Raw genomic sequence first — 23,816 nt, 5'->3', positions numbered from 1 at the left:
ACGGCTCCCGCCAGGCGCCGGACACAGGATCAAAAGAGGCAACCATGGCGATGAATCTGCAAGCCCCGGACATCCGGGAACTGAAGCCCCGGATCACGGTCTTCGGCGTCGGCGGAGCCGGCGGCAATGCCGTCAACAACATGATCGAGGCCGGCCTCGACGGGGTCGATTTCGTCTGTGCCAACACCGATGCCCAGGCTCTGGCGCTCTCGCGCGCCCCGCGCATCATCCAGATGGGCCTGCAGGTCACCGAGGGCCTCGGCGCCGGCTCGCAGCCGGAAGTCGGGCGTGCGGCGGCCGAGGAAGTGATCGACGAGATCCGTGATCACCTGGCGGGCGCACACATGGTCTTCATCACCGCCGGCATGGGTGGCGGCACCGGCACCGGCGCCGCTCCGGCCATCGCCCGCGTCGCCCGCGACATGGGCATACTGACCGTCGGCGTCGTCACCAAGCCGTTTCAGTTCGAGGGCCAGCGCCGCATGCGCATGGCGGAGGCCGGCATCGGCGAGCTGAACGAGGCGGTCGATACCCTCATCGTCATCCCGAACCAGAACCTGTTCCGCGTCGCCAACGAGACCACCGGCTTCGCCGACGCCTTCGGTATGGCCGACCAGGTGCTTTATTCGGGCGTCGCCTGCATCACCGACCTGATGGTCCGCCCCGGCCTGATCAACCTCGACTTCGCCGACGTGCGCGCCGTGATGCGCGGCATGGGCAAGGCGATGATGGGCACCGGCGAATCGCAGGGCGAGAAGCGCGCGCTGACCGCCGCCCAGGCCGCGATCAACAACCCGCTGCTCGACGACGTCTCGATGAAGGGCGCGCGCGGTCTGCTGATCTCGATCACCGGCGGGCGCGACATGAAGCTCTATGAGGTCGACGAGGCCGCCACCCGCATCCGCGAGGAGGTCGATTCCGAGGCCAACATCATCGTCGGCGCCACCTTCGACGAATCGCTCGAGGGCACGGTCCGCGTCTCCGTCGTCGCTACCGGCATCGACAAGCCGATCTCCCAGCATGGCGAGGTCGACGAGACGGAAGCCCGCATCGCCCAGGTCGCCGAACGCCTGAAGCAGGAAGCCCGCCTGCGCAGCAATGCTACCGCCGCTCCCCGTCCCGTCGCCCAGATGGCGCCGGCATCGATCCCGGTGATCGACACCACCCGCCTTGCGCCTGCCGCCGAGCCGGCGCCGATCGCCCCGATCGCGCACGACATCCGGATCGAGCCGGTGCAGCCCCGCCCGGTGATGGTCGCCGCTCCGGCTCCGGAGCCGGTCCACCATGCCGAGCACAACCTGCATCTCGACGACAGCTTCATCCCGCCGATGCCGGAGCGCGCCGTCCGCCCGACCCGCATGCCGCGCGTCGAGGATCTGCCGGTCCCGGGCCAGGCTCAGCTCAACGCCCAGCGCGGCGCCCAGCCGGCGCCGCTGCCGCCGAATGCCGTCGAGCAGAAGCGGATGTCGCTGATGCAGCGGCTGGCCTCGGTCGGATTCGGCCGCAAGGACGAGGAATATGCCGAGCCGGCGCCCGCCCCGGCTCCGGTCCGCCAGGCGCCGCAGGCCCCGATGCCGCAGGCGGCCGCGCCGAGCGCTGCCCATGCCGAGTATATGCGCCGCCCGGCTCCGCAGCCGGCCTCGCGCCCGGCCCAGGGCCAGCTCGACCCGCATGGCCGAGTCGCGCCGACTCGCACCAGCGAGGAAGACCACCTGGAGATTCCCGCTTTCCTGCGCCGCCAGGCGAACTGAGCTCCAGCCGTTCTTGACGGTTCTGCAACAAATCCCGCCGCGGTCTTCCGCGGCGGGATTTTCGTTGTTAGAAAATCGTTATCTTTCAGCGTGTTATAAACGCCTGTCCGCGGGCTTTCGATTGTAACACAGCGAAAGAAAGCGTGATTTTGAGAGGTTGCCCCCAGAGCTTATGTTGCAGCTGCATCAAGAGGATAGCGCGTTAGGTCTGACCTGACGTCAACCTCGGAGACATCGTCGGCGTCGGCCACTGCCCAGAGCAGGTTGGGTGCGGTCCGATGATCAGGATTGGATAGCGGAATGAGCTTCGATCGGCAGACGACCTTGCGGGCAGCCGTGACCCTGACCGGAATCGGTGTGCATTCCGGAGCCCCCGCCAGCATCTGCCTGAAGCCTTCCAGCGCGAATTCTGGCGTCGTCTTCCTGCGGACCGGCATCGAGGGCATGCCGCCCCAGCTCATCCACGCCAGGCACAACAAGGTCAGCGCCACCGAGCTCTGCACCGTGATCGGAGACCGCGGCCCGGCCTCGGTCTCGACGATCGAACATCTGATGTCGGCCTGCGCCGGCCTCGGTCTCGACAACGTCCTGATCGAGATCGACGGCCCCGAAATGCCGATCATGGACGGCAGCGCCACCGCTTTCGTCACCGCGATCCAGACGACCGGGACGGTCACTCTCCACGCGCCGCGCCGCTATCTCAAGGTCCTCCAGCCCGTGCGGATCGAGAACGGCCGCGCCTTCGCCGAGCTGATGCCGGCCGAGCAGGGCTTCCGCCTCGATGTCGAGATCGATTTCGACAGCGCCGTGATCGGCCGCCAGCGCAAGATCTTCGACCTCGAAGCCGAGACCTATGCCCGCGAGATCTCGAAGGCCCGCACCTTCGGCTTCATGCGCGATGTCGAGCAGCTCTGGAAGGCCGGCTTCGCGCAGGGCGCCTCGCTTGAAAACACCGTGGCGATCGGCGAGGACAAGGTCATCAACCCCGAGGGTCTGCGCTACAGCGACGAGTTCGTGCGTCACAAGGTGCTCGACGCGATCGGCGACCTCGCGCTTGCCGGCTATCCGATCATCGGTGAGTTCCGCTCCTATTGCGGTGGCCATCGCATGAACGTCCGCATTCTCGAAGCGCTCTTCGCCGACCGCGCCAATTTCGCGATCATCGAGGCCCAGCCGGTTTTCGCCACGCCGCGCGCCGTGAAGATGGCTGCAGCCGCGCCGGCTGCCTACGCGCCGGATCTGCACTGAAAAGTCGCGGCGGCGCTTTTCGCCTTTCCTTCGCCGGGTTTTTGTCTCAGATGCCGCACGGTGGCGGAATCGCGCCCTGACCGGTTTTCGGCAGTGGCGCGGTGGAAGCGTCTGAGGTAAGGCATGCTTCCCGCCAACTGGGACGATCGAAAGAGGACGGACGACGTGAGCGTGAAGCGGCATAGCCTTCCGGCAATCCATCGCGGCCAGTATCCGCGCAAGGGCATCGCCCTGGCGCTGGGCGCCGCCATGCTGCTCGGCGGCTGCGATACGCTGTCGTCGCTCAATCCCTTCGACAAGCCCGAGGTCTACAAGCCGGACCTCACACCGCCCGAGCCCGCCGACAAGCTCTACAACGAGGGCCTCGCGCGCCTGCAGAACGGCGACAGCGAAGGCGCGACCAAGAAGTTCGAGGGTATCGACAAGGCGGCGCCGTTCTCGCCCTACGCACGCAAGGGCCTGCTGATGACGGCCTACACCAATTTCCAGGCCTCGAAGTGGGAAGAGGCGATCACCGCCTCCAAGCGCTTCATCGCCCAGAACCCGGCCAGCCCCGATGCTGCCTACGCGCAGTACATCATGGCGATGTCCTATTATAACCAGATCCCTGACACGACACGCGATCAGGAGCGCACGGTTCAGGCGATCCAGGCTTTCGAGCAGCTCATCGCGAACTACCCGAAGTCGGAATACGTGCTGGACGCCAAGGAGAAGCTCCTGGTGGCGCGCGACCAGCTCGCCGGCAAGGAGATGAACGCCGGGCGCTACTACCTCGAGAAGCGCAACTACACCGGCGCGGTGAACCGCTTCCGCGAGGTGATCATCAAGTACCAGACCACGCGCCATGTCGAGGAGGCGCTGATGCGCCTGACCGAGGCCTATATGGCGATGGGCATCACCAACGAGGCGCAGACCGCCGCGGCCGTGCTCGGCCACAACTTCCCGGACAGCCCCTGGTACAAGGACGCCTACAAGCTGCTGCAGAGCGGCGGCCTGGAACCGCGCGAGGATCGCGGCTCCTATATCAGCCGTGCCTTCGACGGCTTCCAGCGCACGGTCGGCGGCCTTCTCGGGTTCGGTGGGCGCTGACGAGGCGTCCATGAGGGGCCTCGGGCGACGCTGCCGGCACCGGAAACCGAGCTGAGCGCCGATGCTGGCGCAGCTCTCCATTCGCGACATCGTTCTGATCGACCGGCTCGATCTGGGCTTCCGTGAGGGCTTGAGCGTCCTCACGGGCGAGACGGGCGCTGGCAAGTCGATCCTGCTCGACGGTTTCGCGCTTGCGCTCGGCGGGCGCGGCGACGGTTCGCTCGTCCGCCATGGCGAGGCGCAGGGGCAGGTCAGCGCCGTTTTCGATCTGCCGCTCGACCACGCCGCACGCAAGCTGGCCCATGCCCAGGAAATCGACACCGACGGCGACCTGATCCTGCGCCGGGTGCAATATGCCGACGGGCGCACGCGCGCCTTCATCAACGACCAGCCGGTTTCAGTGCAGATCCTGCGCATGGTTGGCGCGGCGATCGTCGAGATCCACGGCCAGCATGACGACCGCGCGCTGACGGATCCGGCGCAGCACCGCGCCATCCTCGACGGCTTCGGTGATCTCGAGAGGCAGGCGGAAGCCGTCTCCGAGGCCAGCGAGACGCTGAAACGGGCGCGGCAGGCCCTGCAGTCGCAGCGCATGCGGGTCGAAGCGGCGCGCAAGGAGGCGGATTTTCTGCGCCATGCCGTCGAGGAGCTCGGCAAGCTCGCGCCGGAGCCGGGCGAGGAAGACGCGCTCGCCGCCACCCGCCAGTCGATGATGCAGGCGGAGAAGGTGGCGCGCGACCTCATCGATGCGCATGAGGCGGTCGGCGGGCAGGCATCGCCCGTTGCCACGCTCGCCGCGGTTCTGCGCCGGCTGGAGCGCCGGGCCGGGCAGGCGCCCGGGCTGGTCGATCCGTCGATTGCCGCCCTCAATACCGCCATCGTCGCGCTGGAAGAGGCGGGGGAGACGCTTGCTGCGGCGATGCGTGCCGCCGAATACGACCCGCGCGAGCAGGAGCGGATCGAGGAGCGGCTCTTCGCGTTGCGTGCGGCGGGACGCAAATACGACGTGCCGGTCGATGGGCTGCCGGTCCTGGCCGCCACGATGGCGAGCGACCTCGCGGCGCTCGACGAGAGCGAATCATCCTTGTCGCGACTGGAAGCCGAGCTGAACGAGGCGGAGGGCGCTTTCCTCGCGCGGGCGCGGGTCTTGTCGGAGGCGCGCAAGGCGGCGGCGGCGCGGCTCGATGCCGCCGTGAAGGCCGAATTGCCGCCGCTCAAGCTGGAGCGGGCGCGTTTCATCACCCGGGTCGAGAGCGATGAGGCCGCGCGTGGGCCAGAGGGCTTCGACCGGGTCGAGTTCTGGGTCGAGACCAATCCGGGCACGCGGCCGGGGCCTATGATGAAAGTCGCCTCGGGCGGCGAGCTCTCGCGCTTCATGCTGGCGCTCAAGGTCGTGCTGGCCGAGCGCGGCTCGGCCCCGACGCTGGTCTTCGACGAGATCGACACGGGTGTCGGCGGCGCCGTCGCCGATGCGATCGGCGAGCGGCTGGCGCGATTGGCCGGACGCGTGCAGGTGATCTCGGTCACCCATGCGCCGCAGGTCGCGGCCAAGGCCGGTCAGCATTTCCTGATCGCCAAATCGGCGGAAGGCGAGGCCGTGCGGACGGTGACGCGCGTCACAGCGCTGGCCGAGCAGGCGCGGCGCGAGGAGATTGCGCGGATGCTTGCCGGAGCCTCGATCACCGAGGAGGCCCGCGCCGCGGCCGGGCGCCTGCTGGAAGCGGCGGGATTGCGCGGCTGAAGCGAATTCTCTGAAGTCGTCATTCCGGATCTGCGCTTCGCTTGCCCGGAATGACGGTGGTTGATGACCTACGCGGCGACCAATTCGTAGCCCGCGCCCTTCTTGACCACCCGCCGGAAGCCCTCGACATGGCCGCCGCCGACGAGCCAGTTCTCATGCGCGGCGCGTTCCAGGATGCCGCGGCGGGAGGCTAGCGCAGTCGCAGCGTCGAGATCGTAGACGAAGCCGATATCCGGGTCCAAGGCCTGGAGGTCGGAGAGATGCAGCGCATCGCCCCAGAGCAGCAGGCTCTCGTTCTCGCCTTCGATCAGATAGCCGCTATGGCCGAAGGTGTGGCCGGGCAGGGGGAGCAAGCTGATGCCGGGCCGCGCCTCGCCGGCCGGAACGGAGCGGATGCGGCCGGCATAGAGCTTCTTCAACGTCGCGGTGATGACGAAGGCGCCCTGCTTCCTCTCAGGCGTCCGCGCGCGATTGGCCTCGTCGCCATAGAAGCCGAAATCGGCCTCGGGCACGATGATCTCGGCATTCGGGAAGCGGGCTGCATCGCCGTCGAACAGGCCGAGCGCGTGGTCGCCATGAAGATGCGTGATCAGCACGCGGGCGACATCCTCTGGTGTAATCCCGGCGGCGGCCATGGCCGCAGGGGCATGGCCCATCGCGGCGCCCCAGGAGGGGCCGGTGCCAGCATCGATCAGCGTGATGCCGTCCGATCCCTTCAGCGCGAAGCAGTTCACGACGATGTTGATCTTCGGCTTGCCCCAACGCGCGAGCGCCTCGTCGCGAGCGGCCGCGCCGTCGGCGTGGATCAGCACATCGAGCGGGGCCTCGAAGACGCCGTCATGCAGGATCGATATCTCGTAGGCGCCGATGCGGCGGGACTGCTGGACCATGGCTGTTCTCCGCTGCGGCATCTTGCACGTTCGGTGAAGCTGGGAAGCTAGTGGGCCCGCCGCCTTGCCGGCAAGGCGCGTCCGGCCCGGCCCGGCCCTGCGCAGGGCGCGGGAATGCCGCATTTCCTTTTGTGTCGCTTTGCTTTATGAGCTGCTGTCATCCGATGGTGCAGCTGCCCGTTAGATCGCCATGCGTCCTGCTGGACGCCCCTGGGGGCGACCTAATTATTTGTTTTGGCATCGGATTTTCTGAGAAGTGAGACCCACTTTTCGGTCCGATTACCAAATGCCGCCTGAACCCATCGCCACGCTTCGCGCCGTTAATTCATCTTACGCCGCAAACCTTTAGGCCCTTATCGCATGTCCTTTTCCCTCACGAGCCCGCCGCTCGCGCGCGCGCTCGCCGATCGCAATTACTCCGACCCGACGCCGGTGCAGAGCGCCGTCATCGAAGAGGCCGCCCGCGGGCGCGACCTCTTGGTCTCATCGCAGACCGGCTCCGGCAAGACCATCGCCTACGGTCTCGCCATCGGCGAAACCCTGCTGGGCACCGCCGAGAAGCTCGGCCCTGCCGCCGAGCCGCTTGCTCTCATCATCGCGCCGACGCGCGAGCTTGCCTTGCAGGTGCAGCGCGAGCTCGCCTGGCTCTATGCTCAGACCGGTGCGCGGGTGATCTCCTGCGTCGGCGGCATGGACCCGCGCCGCGAGGCGATGCTGCTCGACGAGGGCGCCCATATCGTCGTCGGTACGCCCGGCCGCCTGCGCGATCATATCGAGCGCCGCCGCCTCGACGTCTCCGCTCTGAAGGCTGTCGTGCTCGACGAGGCCGATGAGATGCTTGATCTCGGCTTCCGCGACGATCTCGAATACATCCTGAAGACCACGCCGGCGGAGCGCCGCAGCCTGCTGTTCTCGGCGACCTTCCCGAAGGCGATCGTCCAGCTCGCGCAGAGCTACCAGCGCGATGCGCTGCGCATCGAGGTCGAAGCGACCCGCCGCGGCCATGCCGACATCGCCTACAAGGCCGTGCGCGTCTTCCCGAAGGAAGCCGAGCTCGCGGTCGTCAACCTGCTGCGCTTCCATAATGCGCCGGTGGCGCTGGTCTTCTGCAACACCCGCAATGCGGTGCGCCATCTCGAGGCGATCCTGCTGGAGCGCGGCTTCACTTCGGTCGCGCTGTCCGGCGAACTCGGCCAGAACGAGCGCAATGCGGCGCTCCAGGCGCTGCGCGACGGACGCGCGCGGGTTTGCGTCGCGACCGATGTTGCGGCGCGCGGCATCGACCTGCCGGGACTCGACCTCGTCATCCATGCCGAATTGCCTAATGATTCCGAGGTGATGCAGCATCGCTCGGGCCGCACCGGCCGCGCCGGCAACAAGGGCACGAGCGTCCTGCTGGTGCCGCAGTCGCGTCGGCGCAAGGCCGAGCGCCTGCTGATGGAAGGCAAGGTCGAGGCCGAGTGGATCGGCCCGCCGACGCCGGAGGAGATCCGCGCGCTCGATCAGGAGCGCCTGCTGGCCGACCCGATGCTCAGTGGCGAGACCGGCGAAGACGATGTCGGCATGATCGAGGCGCTGATGGCCGGCCGCGAGGCGCGCGACATCGCTGCGGCGCTGGTCAGGCTCTATCGGGCGCGGCTGCCGGCGGCCGAAGAGGTCGGCGATCCCGGCTTCGGCCGAGACGAGCGCCGTCCGGTTCGTTCGAACGAGGACTATGCCGCCAAGCGTCGGCCCTTCGGCGCGGGGCGCGACGAAGGCGAGGATGGCGAGCGGCCGCGCAAGCCGGCAGGGCCACGCGGGGATACCGTCTGGTTCCGGCTCGACATCGGTCGCAAGCAGGGCGCCGATCCGCGCCAGCTGCTGCCGATGCTGTGCCGGCGCGGCCGGATCACGCGCGACGAGGTCGGCGCGATCCGCATCTTTGATCGTGAGACCAAGGTCGAGATCGATGCCGAGGTGGCCGAGCGCTTCTACGAATCCGTGCGCATCCCCGATCGCGACAAGATCGTGATCGAGATGGCGGAAGCGGACGAGCGGCGTCCGGCGAAATCCTTCGCCGACAAGGCCGAGCGTCCGGCCGCGCCGCGGAAGAGCTGGGGCGATGATAAGGCGGCTGGCGAGGACAGGCCGCAGCGGCCGCGATTCGAGCCCCGGGACGCGAACCAGCGCGCGCCGCGAGGCGATGACCGCCAGCCTTATCGCGCCGACAGCAGGCCTCCGCGCGACGACGCGCGTCCGCCGCGCCGAGACGACGGCAAGCCCGGTGGCGGCTTCAAGAAGCCGTATGAGGGGAAGGGCAAGCCCTTCGCCAGCAAGCCTTTCGCGGGCAAGCCCGATGGCGGGCGCCCGGCCGGCGGCAAGCCCTTCGGCAAGGGTAAGCCGCGCGGGGGCCCTCGCGGCTGAGCTTCAGCCTTTACACAAAGCGCCGTCATCCCGGACAAGCTGTGCAGCAGCGCCGATCCGGGATCGATCGTAGGGCTCTGCGCTCTATGATGGATCCCGGGTCAAGCCCGGGATGACGGCGCTATTTCTTTGAAGATCGGTAGCCGTCGCCCGTTGGGTGGGCGCTTCCGGTCCCCCGCCTCAGCGCAGGCCGAGGAAGGAGAGAATGGCGAGGACGACGACGACGAGGCCGACGATATAAATGATGTTGTTCATGAAAAACCCCCTGACTGAATGGAGCCGTCAGGCTCGATCTGGCAGGGAGTGAACCCCTTTTGGGGGCAAAAAGTTCCCGTATCGACAGGAGCGCGCGCCCGTGGCGCGCTCGACCCCAGGCCGGCCGGTCAGCCCACGACCTTGCGATAGAGATGCCAGGTGGCGTGGCCGAGAACCGGCATGACCACGACCAGCCCGACCAGCACAGGCAGGCAACCGAGCACCAGAAGCCCCGTCACGATCAGGCCCCAATACATCATCACCCGCGGATTGGCCTCGACGGCGGCGATCGAGGTGCGGATCGCGGTCGGGGCGTCGACGTGCCGGTCGATGATCAGCGGGAACGACACCACCGAGATCGCGAAGGCGGCGATCGCGAAGAGCAGCCCGAGCGAGTTGCCGATGACGATCATGATCCAGCCATCGGCCGTGGTGAAGACAGCGCGCAGGAAATCTGCGGTCGAGACGTCGGCCGGCAGGCCGAGGATCCCGCGATAGAGGAACCAGGCGCTGAACAGCCAGGCGAGGAAGAGCCCGGTCAGCATCGCGCCCAAAAGGACGGTCTGCCCGATCGACGGCGAGCGCAGCACTTCGAGTGCGTGGGACCAGGACGAGTCGAGCCCCTTCTCGCGGCGGCGGCTCACCTCATAGAGCCCGATCGCGGCGAAGGGGCCGATCAGCGCGAAGCCGCTGAGCAGCGGGAAGAGCAGGGGGAAGATGTTGTAGCTCACGGTGAGCTGCGCCAGCAGGATGCCGGCAATCGGATAGATCACGGCGATGAAGACGAGATGGCTCGGCTGCGCCATGAAGTCTTCCCAGCCGCGCTGCAGCGCCTCGCGCAAATCCCTCGTGGTGATGGTCTTGATGCGCGGCTGCGAGAGCGTGACGATGTCATGTACGGTGCCGTCAACATTGGCCATGGCGAGCCTCCCGGTTCCGGCCCGGTTCACCATGGCTGTCGACATGTCCTTGGCGTCAACGGCCGATGGCGTCGAGCTTCCAATTCCCAGCGCCTAAACTATACGCGCGAAAGCCGGATTTGTCGCAAGGCATCTCGCGGATGTGAGGATTGGCCCCCCGAGCCCTCATCCTGAGGAGCCGCGCCTGCGGCGTCTCGAAGGATGTTCCAGGAGGTTCGGAGCCATCTGGAGCATCCTTCGAGACGTAGGCCGATGGCCTACTCCTCAGGATGAGGGCTGCGGGGCTGGAGCGGCGCGATGCAGCGGTTCCTGCCCTTCCTCGTCACCGCCATCTCGCCTAATGCTGTGCCATGAGCGACTCCGACGACACCGCCCTCTCCGAAACGCCCGTTGCCGAGCTGACGCCGCGCAAGGCGAAGGCCGAGCACAAGCAGCTCGCAGCGCAGGTGCAGGCCGCGAACGACGCCTATTTCCAGGACGATCAGCCGATCATGGACGACGCGGCCTATGACGCGAAGCGTCGGCGTCTGGTCGCGCTCGAGGAGGCTTTTCCCGAGCTGAAGGAAACCGGCGGCGTCAGCGGCAAGGTCGGCGCCAAGCCTTCAGGCAAATTCGCCAAGATCCGGCACCGTGTGCCGATGCTCTCGCTCGACAACGCCTTCTCTGATGAGGCCGTGGCCGAGTTCGCGGGCCGGGTCTACCGTTTCCTCGGCCGCAGGGAAGAGGAGGGCGGCATCGCCTTCACCGCCGAGCCGAAGATCGACGGCCTGTCGCTCTCGCTACGCTACGAGAAGGGCGAGCTGGTTTCGGCTGCGACGCGCGGCGATGGCGAGGAGGGCGAGGACGTCACCCTCAATGCCCGCACCATCTCCGAAATCCCCGGAACGCTCGCCGGACCGGATGTGCCTGAGATCGCCGAAGTGCGCGGTGAGGTCTATCTCGGTCATGCCGATTTTGCGGGGATCAACGAACGCCAGCGCGAGAAGGGGCAGCCCGAATTCGCCAATCCGCGCAATGCCGCGGCAGGCTCGCTGCGCCAGCTCGACGTTAGCGTCACGGCCTCGCGGCCCCTGCGGTTTTTTGCCTATGCCTGGGGCGAGATGCCGGTGTTGCCGGCGCCGACGCAGATGGGCGTGGTCGAGGCGTTCAAACGCTGGGGTTTCCGCACGAACCCGCTGATGAAGCGCTGCGAGAGCGTGGAGGAGCTGATCGCGCAGTACCGGCTGATCGAGAGCCAGCGCGCGACGCTCGGCTACGATATCGACGGCGTGGTCTACAAGGTCGACGATCTCGCGCTGCAGGCCAGGCTCGGCTTCGTCTCGCGGGCGCCGCGCTGGGCGATCGCGCACAAATTCCCGGCGGAACTCGCGACGACCCTTCTCGAAGCGATCGACATCCAGGTGGGCCGCACCGGCGCGCTCTCGCCGGTGGCGCGGCTGAAGCCGGTGACGGTCGGCGGTGTCGTCGTGACCAACGCGACGCTGCACAACGAGGACTATATCCGCGGCTTCGATTCCAAGGGTTCGCCGATCCGCGACGGCACCGACATTCGCATCGGCGACACGGTGACGGTGAAGCGGGCGGGGGACGTCATCCCGCGCGTCGAGGCGGTCGATCTGTCGAAGCGGCCGGCGGATTCGAAACCCTATGAATTTCCGACGCTCTGTCCGGCCTGCGGCAGCCATGCGACGCGGGAGCTCAATCCGCGCACCGGCAAGGAAGATGCGGTGCGTCGCTGCACCGGCGGCCTGATCTGTCCGGCGCAGGCCGTCGAGCGGCTGAAGCATTTCGTCTCGCGCGATGCGATGGATATCGACGGGCTCGGCGACAAGCAGATCGAGTTCTTTCACAGCGATCCCGAACTGCCTGTGAAGGAGCCCGCCGACATCTTCACGCTGGCCGAGCGCGATGCGGCCAATCTCAAGAAGCTCAAGGACAAGGAAGGCTTCGGCGCCGTCAGCGCGAAGAAGCTGTTCGACGCGATCGAGGATCGACGCCGGCCGCCGCTCAACCGCTTCATCTTCGGGCTCGGCATCCGCCATATCGGCGAGACGACCGCGCGGCTTCTGGCGCGGCATTACGGTTCGTTCGAGGCGCTGCGGGCAGCCGGCATCGCGGCTGCCGACGAGGCCTCGCCCGAGCGGCAGGAGCTCGACGCCATCGATAGCGTCGGCCCCACAGTGGTCGAGGCGCTGATCGAATTCTTCGGCGAGCCGCATAACGAGGAATTGCTCGACCGCCTGCTGGCGCAGGTCTCGCCGCAGCCTCTGGAGGCGGTGGCCTCGGCGAGCCCCGTTGCCGGCAAGGTCGTGGTGTTCACCGGCGCGCTGGAGCGGATGACCCGCGACGAGGCCAAGGCGATGGCCGAGCGGCTCGGCGCCAAGGTCGCGGGCTCGGTGTCGTCGAAGACCGACCTGCTCGTGGCCGGACCGGGGGCGGGCTCCAAGCTCAAGGACGCTGCGAAGCATGGCGTCGAAGTGATCGACGAGGCCGGCTGGTTCGATCTGGTGGGTGGAAGCGCCGGGACCTGAGCGCGGAACCCATGACCGCAACGGTTGCCGTCATGGTCGGGCTTGTCCCGACCATCCACGTCTTCGTGGTCGAGGGTCGTGTTCAAGACGTGGATGCTCGCCACAAGGGCGAGCATGACGACAACTGGGTCGCCTGTCAGCTACTCCGCCGCTTCCGCCGGCGGCGTGAACATCGCGGCCGGCTGCGCCTCGCCCGCCGCCCGCACCTGGCCCGGTGCCGTGCCGGTAACGCGCTTGAAGGCCCGGCTGAAGGAAGCCTCGGACTCGTAGCCGAGGCGCTGCGCGACCACCGCGATCCGCAGCTTGTCGCGAGCGAGCCATTGCCGGGCCTGATGCATCCTGACCTGCGCGACATAGCGGGCCGGAGTCTCGCCGACGACCTCGGCGAAGCGCTCGGCGAAACCCGAACGGGAAGCGCCCATCAGCTCGGCGAGGCTCTCGACCGTCCAGTCCGCCTCGGGATGGGCGTGGATGGCCGCCAGCACCTTGCCGATTGTCGGGCAGCGCGCCGCAGCGACCCAGCCCTTGGCGGCGCCGCAGCCGCGCTCGACCCACGCGCGGATGATCGCGGCTGCCAGCACGTCGGCGAGGCGGGCGAGGATGCCGCCTGCACCGACCCGGTCCATCGCAACCTCGCGGCCCATCGCCTCCAGCAGATGCGGGATGCCCGGCTCGTTGGCGATGAAATCGCTCATCCGCATCAGGTCAGGCATCAACCGCAGCAGCGGGTGGTCGAGATCGACATTGAAGGTCATGCGGCCGGTGAAGAGCAGCATATGCTCGCCGGTGCCGCCGCCCTCGACATCGAAGATATTGCCATAGGTTTCGCGCACCCGGCAGTCGCAGGGCGGGGAGGCGACGACCTCGGGCGAACTCGCCAGGACGTGGCCGCCGCCGCGTGGCAGCAGCACGGCGTCGCCATCGGCGAGTTCCAGCCATTCGCCGGCCTGCGTCTTCAGCCAGCAGCGGCCGCGCGAAATGAAGTGGAAATAGGCTTCATTGGTCGGGGGGAAGGCGACGCCCCAGGGCGCGGCCAACTGGCAGCGGCTGTAGTCGACGCCGTCGAGTCTCAGGCCCCGGAGCATCTCGGTCAGGTGGTCGGCGGAAGCGGTCATGGCAATCCTGGACGAACGGTCATGAGATGCGGATGATATAGCATGGAAACTCCACGAGGCCACGCCCATCTTCCGGCGACTTCATGGAGACCCCCATGTCAGATTCCCTGTCTGCCACCGCACTTGAATTCGACGACACTGCCGAGGAGGCCCGCGAAAAGCCGGCCTGGGCCGCGGTCGTCTCATTGACCTTCGGCGTCTTCGGCCTCGTGACCGCCGAGTTCCTGCCCGCCAGCCTGTTGACCCCGATGGCCGCCGATGTCGGCGTTTCCGTCGGAGCCGCCGGGCAGGCCGTCACCGCAACGGCGGTCGTCGGCGCCATAGCCGGCCTCGCCGCCGCCATCGTGACGCGCGGCATCGACCGGCGCCTCGTGATCTGGTCGCTGACCGGACTGCTGATCGTCTCCAGCGCGCTCGCTGCCGTCGCCACCAATCTGCCGACGCTGCTTTTCGCGCGTGTCCTGCTCGGCATCGGGCTCGGGGCCTTCTGGTCGATGGTGGCGGCGACCGCGATGCGGCTCGTGCCGCCGAGCGCCCTGCCCAAGGCGATGTCCCTGATCTTCACCGGCGTTTCGGTTGCGACGGTGAGCGCGGCGCCGATCGGCGCCTATGTCGGCAACCTCTGGGGCTGGCGCGTCGTATTCTGGCTCTCGGCTCTGATCGGCGTGGCGACGCTCGTCATCCAGATGGCGGTGCTGCCGCGGCTGCCGGCGCGCGGCTCGCCCGATATCCGCACGCTCTTCCGGTTGCTCGGCCAGCCCAGCATCGCGCTTGTCCTGGCCGGCATCGTCGTGGTGATCTCCGGGCACTTCGCCGGTTTCACCTATGTGCGACCGTTCCTGGAGCAGATCCCCAAGCTTTCGGTCGAGGCGATCTCGCTCGTCCTGCTGGCCTATGGTGTCGGCGGCTTCTTCGGAAACTTCCTTGGCGGGGCGATCACGGCCCGCAGCGCCAAGGCCTCGGTGATCTTCGGCGCCTTCGCGATCGCGCTGATGGGGGTGAGCCTGCTGTTCGCCGGCGCCTCGCCGATCGCCTCGGCGGTCGCTGTCGGTCTCTGGGGCTTCGCCTTTGGCGCGCTGCCGGTCGGCTTCCAGACCTGGCTGGTGCGCGTCGCACCGGAAGAGGAGGCCGAATCTGCCGGCGGCCTGCTCGTTGCAGCCTTCCAGGTCGCGATTGCGAGTGGCGCCATCTTCGGCGGGCTCCTGGTCGACGGTTTCGGCACGCTCGGTGTGATCGCCTATGCCACCGTCGCGACCCTGGTCGGCGGGCTCGGCGTGCTGCTGCTCGGCGCGAAGAGCCCGGAACGGGTCGGTGCCAAAGCCGCCGCGCACGCCATTTGAGATCGCTGTTCGAGCATCTGAGCCCTCATCCTGTCGAGCAAGCCGACGGCTTGCGTCTCGAAGGATGCTTCAGAGGGTTCCGGAGACATCTGGATCGCCCTTCGAGACGGCCCTTCGGGCCTCAGGACGAGGGCTCGAAAAGGTGCTCCGGCCGAACCGTGAATCCCATCGCCGGGCAACGAAACACATCGGGCGCGTGATGCGCCCGATCACTTTTCTTCAAGACAGCAGCGCCGCGAGAGCGTTTATGCTCGCGCCATGGAAGCAGTCACACAAGGCGAGACATTGGGCCTCGAACCGCTCGTCGCCGGCGAGCGGGCGAAGCTGTTTCCGGCCGAGCGCTTCAACGGGCTGGATTGCCTCGCCGCGACCTTCCGCCGCCACGCCTACGCGCCGCATCAGCATGAAAGCTATGTGATCGGCATCATCGAGGCCGGCTGCGAGACCTTCCGGATCCGGGGCGAGCGCCATTACGCACGCCCGAGCCAGATCGCCTTCGTCAATCCGCTCGAGACCCATGACGGGGAGCCCTACGGGCCGGGCTACAGCTACCGGATGACCTATCCGGAGGTCGGGCTGATCCGCGAGGTCGCGGCCTCGCTCAGCGGCCGGGACAGTGTCGGCACGCCGTTCTTTCCGCTGCCGCTGGTCGAGGACCCCGATGGGGCTGCGCTGTTCGCCGCCGCGCATCATGCCATCGAGGACGGCGAGGATCTGCTGGCCGGCGAGGAGATGCTTCTGCGCTTCTATGCGCTCTGCCTGGCGCGCCATGCCGATCTCTCGGTCCGCCCCGTCGGGGCCGAGGCCGGCCCCGTCGCCAGGGCGCGCGAACTGTTCGAGGCGCGCTACGAAGAGGATCTGTCGCTCGCCGATCTCGCCCGGCTCACCGGCCTGCCGCGCCATCACCTGATCCGTGCCTTCCGGCAGGAGACGGGGCTGACGCCTCATGCCTATCTGGTCGATGTCCGGGTCCGGCGGGCGCGCGAGCGGCTGCGGCGCGGCGACATGCCGGGCGATGTCGCCGCCGCGACCGGGTTCTGCGACCAGCCGCATCTGACGCGGGCCTTCAAGGCGCGCTTCGGCGTGACGCCCGGCGCCTTCCGCGCGGCGCATCTCGGCTGAGCGCCCTTCCGAAAGAACCCAACCATGTCCACGATGCGTGACGACATCAGGCGCGGCCTGAACGATATCTGGCCGGCTGCGGTGGCTGCGGCGCCGATCGGCCTGCTCTTCGGCGCGGTCGCCGCCAGTAAGGGGCTGTCGCCGCTGGAGGTGTTCCTTATGAGCACCATGGTCTTCGCCGGCGGGGCGCAATTTGCAGCGGTGGAGCTGTGGACGACGCCGGCGCCGGTCGCGGCGCTGGTCTTCTCGACGCTGCTGATCAATGCCCGCCATGTCCTGATGGGGGCATCGCTCGCGCCCAAGCTCGAGGGCTTCAGCCGCTGGCAGAAATTCCTCGGCCTCTATTACATGGCCGACGAGAACTGGGCCCTGGCCGAGAAGCGCTCCCGCACCCACCGGCTCACGCCGGCCTACTGGTTCGCGATGGTCATCCCCTTCGTGCTGGGCTGGCTCGTCAACTCGACGCTGGGGGCGACCATCGGCGCCGTGCTGGGCGATCCTAAGCGGCTGGGCGCCGATTTCGCCTTCACGGCACTCTTCATCGCGCTGGTCGCGGCCTTCTGGAAGGGACGGGTGACGTTCTGGACGGTGGCGGCGGCGGGCATCGCCTCGGCCGTGACCTATCGCCTTGCCGGGCCGCCCTGGCATGTCGCGGCGGGCGCCCTTTGCGGTCTGCTGGCGGCCTGGCTCGCGGCCGGCGCGGAGGAGCTTCCGATGACGAAGGAGGTCGAGGCGTGAGCGTCGATCCGATCAACCTTCTCGCCTTCCTCGGCATGGCGATCGTGACCTATGCGACGCGCGTCGCCGGGCTCGCGCTCGCCGGGCGGCTTAATCTGTCACCCCGCGCGCAAGCCGCCTTCGATGCGATCCCGCCCGCCGTGCTTGTCGCCGTCATCGCGCCGAGCGCGCTCGCCACCGGTTGGGCCGAGACGGCGGCGGCGGCGATTGCCGCACTGGCCGCGACCCGGCTGCCGCTGCTGGGTGTGGTGGCCGTCGGCGTGGTGGCGGTGGTGGCGTTCCGGATGGTGATGTGAGCTGCCGTCATGCTCGGGCTCGACCCGAGCATCTCATGACCAGAGGCTGCGGTTTCGCCCCTTTTCCGGCAGGAGATTCACGGGTCGAAGCTGCGCTTCGCCCGAGATTGACGCCGGGTCACAACGGCCGGCAGGCCTTCTCCAGCCATTCCTCGGCCTCGCCCGTGACCAGCGGGCTGAGCTTCTGCCAGACCGTGGCGTGATAGGCGTCGATCCAGGCAATCTCGCCGGCATCGAGCAGTGCCGTGTCGATCAGCGCCCGCTCATAGGGGCACCACGTGATGGTCTCGAAGCCGTAGATCGTGCGCTCGGCACCGGGGATCGCGCGTTCCTCGACGACGATCAGGTTCTCGATGCGGATGCCGTATTCACCCTGCTTGTAGTAGCCGGGCTCGTTGGAGAGGATCATACCCGGCTCCAGCGGCGTGATGCCGAGCTTGGACAGGCGCTGCGGCCCCTCATGCACCGAGAGATAGCTGCCGACGCCGTGGCCGGTGCCGTGGTCGAAGTCGAAGCCGCCCTGCCAGAGCGGCAGCCGGGCGAAGGCGTCGAGCTGCGCGCCGGAGGTTCCCTTGACGAAGACCAGCCGCGAGATCGCGACATGGCCCTTGAGCACCCGGGTGTACCGGTCGCGCATCTCGGCCGTGGGCTCGCCGATGACGATGGTGCGGGTGATGTCGGTGGTGCCGTCCTCGTACTGGCCGCCTGAATCGACCAGGAAGATGCCCGGCTCCAGCCGGCGGTTGGTCGCCTCGCTGACGCGGTAATGCGGGAGGGCGGCGTTGGGGCCTGCGCCAGCGATCGTGGTGAAGGAGACGTCCTTCAGCAGCCCGGTCCTGAGACGTTCGGCTTCGAGCGCTGCGACGGCGTCGATCTCGGTGAGATCGCCCTTCGGCGCCTCGCGCGCGAGCCAGGCGAGATAGTTCGTCATCGCCGCGCCGTCACGCAGATGGGCCGTGCGGGTGCCCTTGAGCTCGGCAGCGTTCTTGCGCGCCTTCATCAGCGCGATCGGGTCGGTGCCGGCGTCGGGCGTGCCGCCGGCATCGCGGATCAGCGTCGCCAGGGCCGCGGCGGCGGTCGTCGCGTCGAGGCGGACCTTGGCCTTGGCCGCACCGAGCTTCTTGAGCTGGTTTTCGAGCTCGGCCGGGGCTGCGATCTCGCCGACCGCGCCGATGGCGTCGCCGGCCTCGTTGGTGATCTTCTCGGGCGCGAGGAACACGGTCGGGCGCCCCTCGCGCGGGACGATGGCGTAGCCGAGCGGCAAGGGCGTGTGCTCGACATCGCCGCCGCGGATGTTGAACACCCAGGCCAGCGCATGCGGATCGGAGACGACGAGGGCATCGACCTTCGCTTCGGCCAGCGCCTTGCGGATGCGGTCGAGCTTCGAGGCGGAGTCCTCGCCGGCATAGTCGGCCGGATGAGCCTTGACCGGTGCCGCGGGCGCGGCCGGGCGATCCAACCAGAGCGCGTCGATGGGATTGACCGTGATGGCGACGAGGCTGCCGCCGGCCGCGGCTGCCGCCTTCTCCAGCCTCGCGACGCCGTCGACCGTGTGCAGCCAGGGATCGTAGCCAAGCTTGCCCCCGGCCGGCAGGTTCTGCTCGATCCAGCGCTCCAGCGGAGTCTCCTCCATGCGGACGGGAGTGACGACCGCCGTGTCGGTCTGCGTGGCAGACTGGATGGTGTAGCGGCCATCGACGACCAGAGCGGCCTTGTCAGCCAGCACGACGGCGTTCCCGGCCGAACCGGTGAAGCCGGTCAGCCAGGCGAGGCGGGCCATATGGGCCGGGACATATTCGCCCTGATGCTCGTCGGCGCGCGGGATGACGAAGCCGTCGAGACCTTGCGCCGTGAGCGCCATGCGCAGCGCAGCGACGCGGCCGGCAACCAGCCTTGGGTCGCTGGGCTCGGAGAAGGACTGGAAGCGGCAGGTCGGCAGGGTCGATTCGGTCATGGCGGGGTCCGGCTCAAATGGTCGTGCGTGCTGTCGAACGACCACGGCGATCTATGTAATTGTTATCGCGTCGAATTTCTCCGAAAAGCGGATTCCCCTTTTCGGTCCGACGCTATGGTGTGCGCCATCGTTGCGCTCCATCGGCGAAAGCGCCAGTGCAAATGCGCCGGCGGGCGATGCCTGTTCCGTGGGATCGCGCTGCCTTACAGGCCGGCATTGTGCTGTTTGGTTATGCAATATACGCAAACATTTACGGATATTGGCTTCTTGCATGCGTTTTTCGCATATCTCGCATATGCGAACATATCTTCTCGCATGTGCGAAATGATCCCAGTTTAGTCGCATAAGAGAACGAGGAAGCGACCGGGACTGTCCTTCGTTTTTCGGAGATAGACCCATGACCTATGTGTTGAACAACGCCGACGTGCTGCACGTAGCAGTGGTGGCCGAAACCAGGGCCAGCAAAGCCGACAAGCCGAGCGTGATGCAGCGCCTCTATGCCGCGCTGATCGAAAGCCGCAAACGCTCCGCCGCTCGCGAACTGCGTGCCCGCAACCTCCTCGTCAACGAGGCCGAGATCGTGCTGGGCGGCTACCCGTCCGCGACGCTGTCGAGCGACGTCTCGCTGCCTTTTAACCGCTGAGTTTCCGGCCGCTGCGGCCAGCCCGCGCGCCGATAGCACACAGGACCCGAACCATGATCACCATCATCAAGCATATCGTCGAGCAGATCGTCGACGCTGCGAAGTTCACCGCCGCCGTCTGGCACGATGCTCGTAGCCTCCAGGCCGAGGCCGCGCGCGAGTACGGCCATATTGGCGAGTAACAACCTCGCGCTTCTAGCGGCGTTGGCCTATCAGGCCCGATGCTCTGGCGCCGGAGGTCAGGCAGGGCGGCGGAGCCTCGGGGCTGCGCCGCCTTTTTTCATGACCAGGGTCGCCCAGCCCTCGCGTAGCGACTGGCTGACGAGATAGATGCCGTGGTGCCGGTAGGCCGAGACCACCCCGGCGACGTCCATGGCGAGCAGGCCGGACAGGATGAGTGTCCCGTCCCGCGAGAGCACGCGCGCGATCGAGGGCGCGAGCTGCCTCAGGGGCCCCGCGAGGATATTGGCGAAGACGAGGTCGAAACGGCCGGGCCGGTTCGCCTTGGCGTGGCGCAGGCCCGGCGCGACATAGAGATCGAGCGCATTGGGCGCGTGGTTGAGGCGGGCGTTGTGAGCGGAGACCTCGACCGCGATCGCGTCGATATCGCCGGCGACGACCTTGCGCTTGATCTGCTTGGCCAGAGCCAGTGCCAGGATGCCTGTGCCGGTGCCGACGTCGAGCCCGTGGCGCGGACGCCGCTTCTTCAGCTCGGCGTGCAGCGCCAGCAGGCAGCCCGAGGTGGTGCCGTGATGGCCGGTGCCGAAAGCGAGCGCCGCCTCGATCTCGATGGCGACGTCGTTGACCCGCACGACATCCCGGTCATGCGCACCGTGGACGATGACGCGGCCGGCGCGCACGGGCTTCAGCCCGTCGAGGCTGGTCGCGACCCAATCCCGCGTGTTGACGGTGGTGAAGGGCGTGGTGTCGACGAGATCGCCGATGATCGGGCGCAGCAGGTCGCGCACCGCCTCCTCGTCCGGGTGCTGGGCGAAGTAGATCTCGACCTTCCAGGGCGCATTCAGCGAAAGCGTGGTGACGCCTTCCTCGATCTCGAAAGCCGAAATTGCGGTCTCGGTCGGGTCGAAGATCTCGCCGAGCAATTCGGTCAGGGCCCGGGCCTTCTCGCCCGAGGTGGAGAGTTCGAAGACGGTCGCGACCGTCGCTGGCAGGAGGCCTTCGCGCATGCGGTGGCATTAGCAGGGCGGGGCGGTGTTGTCATGCGGTGCGGCGCAGGCGTCATGGCCGGGCTTGACCCGGCCATCTCCGAAACAAGCGCCTTCCCGTCCTGAGATTCTCGGGCGCCGCTGTGCGGCGCCCGAGAATGACGCGGGCATCATGCGTGCTGGGCGTTCAGCGCGGCGAAGACATTGGCGAAATTGCCCGTGGCCTCGGCATAGCGCAGCGGTTTGCAGCGCTCGACGATGACCTCCGCGGCGTCGGGTCGGGTTTCGAGGATCGTCGTGACCTCGGCGATGAAGTCGGCGAGCGGCATGGCGGTGGGGTCGACGGCCTGCTGTGCCCCCATCAACTCGGTCTGGACATAGGGCGGGGCGATCTCGATGACCCCGACAGACGTATCCTTCAGCTGCTCGCGCAGGCCGATCGACCAGGAATGGATTGCGGCCTTGGTCGCGCTGTAGGTCGGCGTCACCGCCAGGGGCACGAAGGCGAGGCCGGAGGAGACGGTCAGGACCGTGGCGCTTGGCTGCTTCAACAGATGCGGCAGCAGTGCGGTCGTCAGGCGGATCGGGCCGAGCAGGTTGGTCGTGACTGTCTCTTCGGCGATGGCGAGATTGTCGGCGGCTGGGACATTCTCGGGCTTCATGATGCCGGCGTTATTGATGATGGCGTTGAGCTTCGGGAAGCGCTCGACGGCCTGGCGGGCGAAGGCTTCGATATCGGCCCTGTCCTGAATGTCGAGCAGCATCGAAGCCATACCCGGATTGGCGGCGGTGACCTCGTCGAGCACGGCTTCGCGGCGCCCGGCGATGATGACCTGGTTGCCCTTCGCGTGCAGCGCCTCGGCCAGCGCTCGGCCGATGCCGGAGCCGCCGCCGGTAATCATGATGGTGTTGCCGGAAATGTTCATCGCAAGTCCCTTTCGTGGTTGCGTGACACCAGTTGGCATCGTTACTCTTCAATGGAAAGAAGGCGCCGAAAGGTTCCATACATACCAAAAGGAGAGCGTCGATGCAGGCGATCCGAACCGCGATGGCGGCGATGCATGCGCGCAGCGAAGCGATCCCTCCGGTGAGCCCCGCGGTGGAGTCGCTGGTGCGGCAGGTGATCGCTCAGGTCGCCGACAAATGGACGATGCTGGTTCTGGAGGCGCTCGAGGAGCACGGCACGCTGCGCTTCACAGAGGTCGGCCGCATGGTCGGCGGCATCAGCCAGAAGATGCTGACCAAGACGCTGCGGGAAATGGAGCGAGACGGGCTGGTTGTCCGCACCGTCCATCCGGTGATCCCGCCCCATGTCGATTATACGCTGACCGAGCTCGGCCGCGAGCTCAGCGCCGCCTTCTGCGGCGTCTGGGTCTGGGCCGAGACCTACTATCCGCAAGTCTCGGCGGCGCGGAAGGCGTTCCGCGAGCGGGAAGGCGGCGCCTGATCATTCGTTCGCAGACGCGCAGCCCTCATCCTGAGGAGCAAGCCATCGGCTTGCGTCTCGAAGGATGGTCCAGGAGGCTCCAGAGACATCTGGAACATCCTTCGAGACGCCGCTCACGCAGCTCCTCAGGATGAGGGTTCGAATCTACAGGGGACTCCGAGCGCTTAGAGGTCCTTGGTCAGGTAGATCCGGGTCGCGCCCGGTGGCTTCGGCGCGATCTCGCCGAAGACCTGCCAGCCGAGCTTCTTGTAGAATTCCGGCGCCTGGAAGCTGATGGTATAGAGCACGGCCTTGCTGCAGCCGCGCCGCCGGCCTTCCTCCTCCGCCATGGCGAGGATGCGGCTGCCGACGCCGGAGCCGCGCAGGCTCTTCGGCAGATAGAAGAAATCGATGAAGAGCAGGCCGAGCGAGCTGCGGCCCATGAGCCCGCCGATCGGCTCGCCGGTGTCGGGATCATCGACCCGGATCGTCAGCGTCTGGCGATCATTCCGACCGATCTTCTCGTCGTTGTAGCTTCGCAGGCCGTTATGGAGGACGTCGCGAAGAGCATCGTCCTCGGCGTCGGTCAGCGCGATCTGGGGAGTCATATCGGTCGTTTCGTCAAAGAGTCGGCGGCGTAGGCGCCGCTTCTACTCCGCTGCCGGCTGGAGCGATACATCCGACGCCGGGATAAGGGCGATCGCGTGCCGAGCCATCTCGGCTGCTGTCTCGGCATCGGCCTTCAATTCGCTAGGGGGCCGTGCTCGGGGCGCTGCCCCGCCCTGCGCTTCGATCCAGACCGCGACGGCCTCCGGTGCATTGAGCAGGGCTTCATCCAACGTATCGCCGGCCGCGAAGCAGCCGGGCAGATCGGGAAACCAGACGCCGACGGCATGGTCGGGGCCTGCATCCTCGATGATGGCGACGTAGTGGGTCATGTCAGTCGCGCGGCCAGCCTGCCTGCTTGTAGATTTTCAACACGAGGCCGGGTCCGAAACTCTTCTTCGGATGCGGCACTACGATAGTGTCACGGACGCCGGGCTTTTTGAAGACATGGTGCGAGCCGGTGACGCGCACGCATTCCCAACCCTCGCGTTCGAGGCGGCGCATGATGTCGGCGCTGTTGTTGAGCATCGGTGTGAGATCCTCGATTCGATCCGCACCGGATAATTGGCGAATGGTTACTTC

The 23,816-nt window shown here is 67.3% G+C and carries 22 protein-coding genes; 13 read left to right on the top strand and 9 right to left on the bottom strand.

The window, feature by feature from the left end; all coding sequences use genetic code 11:
• Positions 1–44: 44 nt before the first annotated feature.
• From ftsZ to recN, 4 genes are all read left to right on the top strand, one after another.
• A complete protein-coding gene (gene ftsZ / locus AC1DIN_RS01955) occupies positions 45–1,751 on the top strand; it encodes a cell division protein FtsZ (RefSeq protein ID WP_476808479.1) in 1,707 nt (568 codons plus the stop codon).
• A 300-nt stretch (positions 1,752–2,051) separates the two neighbouring features.
• Entirely contained in the window at positions 2,052–2,999 is a 948-nt protein-coding gene (lpxC, locus tag AC1DIN_RS01950; RefSeq protein ID WP_476808478.1) for a UDP-3-O-acyl-N-acetylglucosamine deacetylase, read from the top strand.
• Positions 3,000–3,164: 165 nt separating this feature from the next.
• On the top strand, positions 3,165–4,088 hold the full coding sequence (locus AC1DIN_RS01945) for an outer membrane protein assembly factor BamD (RefSeq protein WP_441469682.1): 924 nt from the start codon (positions 3,165–3,167) through the stop codon (positions 4,086–4,088).
• A gap of 61 nt (positions 4,089–4,149) precedes the next feature.
• Entirely contained in the window at positions 4,150–5,829 is a 1,680-nt protein-coding gene (gene recN / locus AC1DIN_RS01940; protein WP_476808477.1) for a DNA repair protein RecN, read from the top strand.
• A gap of 68 nt (positions 5,830–5,897) precedes the next feature.
• Here recN and aidB read toward each other — a convergent pair whose 3' ends face one another.
• Positions 5,898–6,719, bottom strand: coding sequence for an AidB family quorum-quenching N-acyl homoserine lactonase (aidB, locus tag AC1DIN_RS01935; protein WP_476808476.1), 822 nt, complete (start codon positions 6,717–6,719; stop codon positions 5,898–5,900).
• Positions 6,720–7,079: 360 nt separating this feature from the next.
• On the opposite strand from aidB, the gene AC1DIN_RS01930 reads away from it, so the two are divergent.
• Entirely contained in the window at positions 7,080–9,122 is a 2,043-nt protein-coding gene (locus tag AC1DIN_RS01930) for a DEAD/DEAH box helicase (RefSeq protein ID WP_476808475.1), read from the top strand.
• Positions 9,123–9,505: 383 nt separating this feature from the next.
• On the opposite strand, the gene AC1DIN_RS01925 is transcribed toward AC1DIN_RS01930, so the two are convergent.
• Positions 9,506–10,297 (bottom strand): DUF2189 domain-containing protein, encoded by a 792-nt coding sequence (locus AC1DIN_RS01925; RefSeq protein WP_441469678.1) that lies wholly within the window; start codon positions 10,295–10,297, stop codon positions 9,506–9,508.
• Between the two features lie 350 nt (positions 10,298–10,647).
• Here AC1DIN_RS01925 and ligA point away from each other — a divergent pair, with 350 nt between their 5' ends.
• On the top strand, positions 10,648–12,828 hold the full coding sequence (ligA, locus tag AC1DIN_RS01920) for an NAD-dependent DNA ligase LigA (protein WP_476808474.1): 2,181 nt from the start codon (positions 10,648–10,650) through the stop codon (positions 12,826–12,828).
• A gap of 140 nt (positions 12,829–12,968) precedes the next feature.
• On the opposite strand, the gene AC1DIN_RS01915 is transcribed toward ligA, so the two are convergent.
• Entirely contained in the window at positions 12,969–13,943 is a 975-nt protein-coding gene (locus tag AC1DIN_RS01915; protein ID WP_476766287.1) for an AraC family transcriptional regulator, read from the bottom strand.
• A 95-nt stretch (positions 13,944–14,038) separates the two neighbouring features.
• Here AC1DIN_RS01915 and AC1DIN_RS01910 point away from each other — a divergent pair, with 95 nt between their 5' ends.
• From AC1DIN_RS01910 to AC1DIN_RS01895, 4 genes are all read left to right on the top strand, one after another.
• Complete coding sequence (locus tag AC1DIN_RS01910; protein ID WP_476808473.1) at positions 14,039–15,283, top strand: MFS transporter; 1,245 nt, start codon at positions 14,039–14,041, stop codon at positions 15,281–15,283.
• Between the two features lie 258 nt (positions 15,284–15,541).
• Positions 15,542–16,405, top strand: coding sequence for a helix-turn-helix domain-containing protein (locus AC1DIN_RS01905; RefSeq protein WP_476808472.1), 864 nt, complete (start codon positions 15,542–15,544; stop codon positions 16,403–16,405).
• Positions 16,406–16,429: 24 nt separating this feature from the next.
• Positions 16,430–17,143: an AzlC family ABC transporter permease gene (locus AC1DIN_RS01900; RefSeq protein WP_441469673.1), complete on the top strand. Its 714-nt coding sequence runs from the start codon at positions 16,430–16,432 to the stop codon at positions 17,141–17,143.
• A complete protein-coding gene (locus tag AC1DIN_RS01895) occupies positions 17,140–17,439 on the top strand; it encodes an AzlD family protein (protein ID WP_149133317.1) in 300 nt (99 codons plus the stop codon). Before AC1DIN_RS01900 ends, AC1DIN_RS01895 begins: the two co-directional genes overlap by 4 nt.
• 118 nt (positions 17,440–17,557) lie before the next feature.
• Here AC1DIN_RS01895 and AC1DIN_RS01890 read toward each other — a convergent pair whose 3' ends face one another.
• A complete protein-coding gene (locus AC1DIN_RS01890; protein ID WP_476808471.1) occupies positions 17,558–19,393 on the bottom strand; it encodes an aminopeptidase P family protein in 1,836 nt (611 codons plus the stop codon).
• A 397-nt stretch (positions 19,394–19,790) separates the two neighbouring features.
• On the opposite strand from AC1DIN_RS01890, the gene AC1DIN_RS01885 reads away from it, so the two are divergent.
• Both AC1DIN_RS01885 and AC1DIN_RS01880 read left to right on the top strand, forming a co-directional pair.
• Positions 19,791–20,036 (top strand): hypothetical protein, encoded by a 246-nt coding sequence (locus AC1DIN_RS01885; protein ID WP_476808470.1) that lies wholly within the window; start codon positions 19,791–19,793, stop codon positions 20,034–20,036.
• A 53-nt stretch (positions 20,037–20,089) separates the two neighbouring features.
• Positions 20,090–20,218, top strand: coding sequence for a hypothetical protein (locus AC1DIN_RS01880; RefSeq protein ID WP_441469670.1), 129 nt, complete (start codon positions 20,090–20,092; stop codon positions 20,216–20,218).
• A gap of 57 nt (positions 20,219–20,275) precedes the next feature.
• On the opposite strand, the gene AC1DIN_RS01875 is transcribed toward AC1DIN_RS01880, so the two are convergent.
• Positions 20,276–21,223 (bottom strand): 50S ribosomal protein L11 methyltransferase, encoded by a 948-nt coding sequence (locus AC1DIN_RS01875; protein ID WP_441469669.1) that lies wholly within the window; start codon positions 21,221–21,223, stop codon positions 20,276–20,278.
• 149 nt (positions 21,224–21,372) lie between these two features.
• Positions 21,373–22,128, bottom strand: coding sequence for an SDR family oxidoreductase (locus AC1DIN_RS01870; RefSeq protein ID WP_476808469.1), 756 nt, complete (start codon positions 22,126–22,128; stop codon positions 21,373–21,375).
• Positions 22,129–22,229: 101 nt separating this feature from the next.
• Between AC1DIN_RS01870 and AC1DIN_RS01865 the strand changes: the two genes are divergently transcribed.
• Complete coding sequence (locus AC1DIN_RS01865; RefSeq protein ID WP_441469667.1) at positions 22,230–22,649, top strand: winged helix-turn-helix transcriptional regulator; 420 nt, start codon at positions 22,230–22,232, stop codon at positions 22,647–22,649.
• Positions 22,650–22,813: 164 nt separating this feature from the next.
• On the opposite strand, the gene AC1DIN_RS01860 is transcribed toward AC1DIN_RS01865, so the two are convergent.
• Genes AC1DIN_RS01860 through AC1DIN_RS01850 form a run of 3 tightly spaced genes read right to left on the bottom strand, consistent with a single transcriptional unit; the run spans position 22,814 to position 23,762 of the window.
• A complete protein-coding gene (locus AC1DIN_RS01860; RefSeq protein ID WP_476808468.1) occupies positions 22,814–23,236 on the bottom strand; it encodes a GNAT family N-acetyltransferase in 423 nt (140 codons plus the stop codon).
• A 42-nt stretch (positions 23,237–23,278) separates the two neighbouring features.
• Complete coding sequence (locus AC1DIN_RS01855) at positions 23,279–23,566, bottom strand: type II toxin-antitoxin system HicB family antitoxin (protein ID WP_476808467.1); 288 nt, start codon at positions 23,564–23,566, stop codon at positions 23,279–23,281.
• Between the two features lies 1 nt (position 23,567).
• On the bottom strand, positions 23,568–23,762 hold the full coding sequence (locus AC1DIN_RS01850; RefSeq protein WP_441469664.1) for a type II toxin-antitoxin system HicA family toxin: 195 nt from the start codon (positions 23,760–23,762) through the stop codon (positions 23,568–23,570).
• Positions 23,763–23,816: the final 54 nt, after the last annotated feature.

Source organism: Allobosea sp. 05T438 (assembly GCF_056396025.1).
Note: the sequence above shows the minus strand (reverse complement) of the source record. Positions and strands in the feature narration are given on the sequence as shown.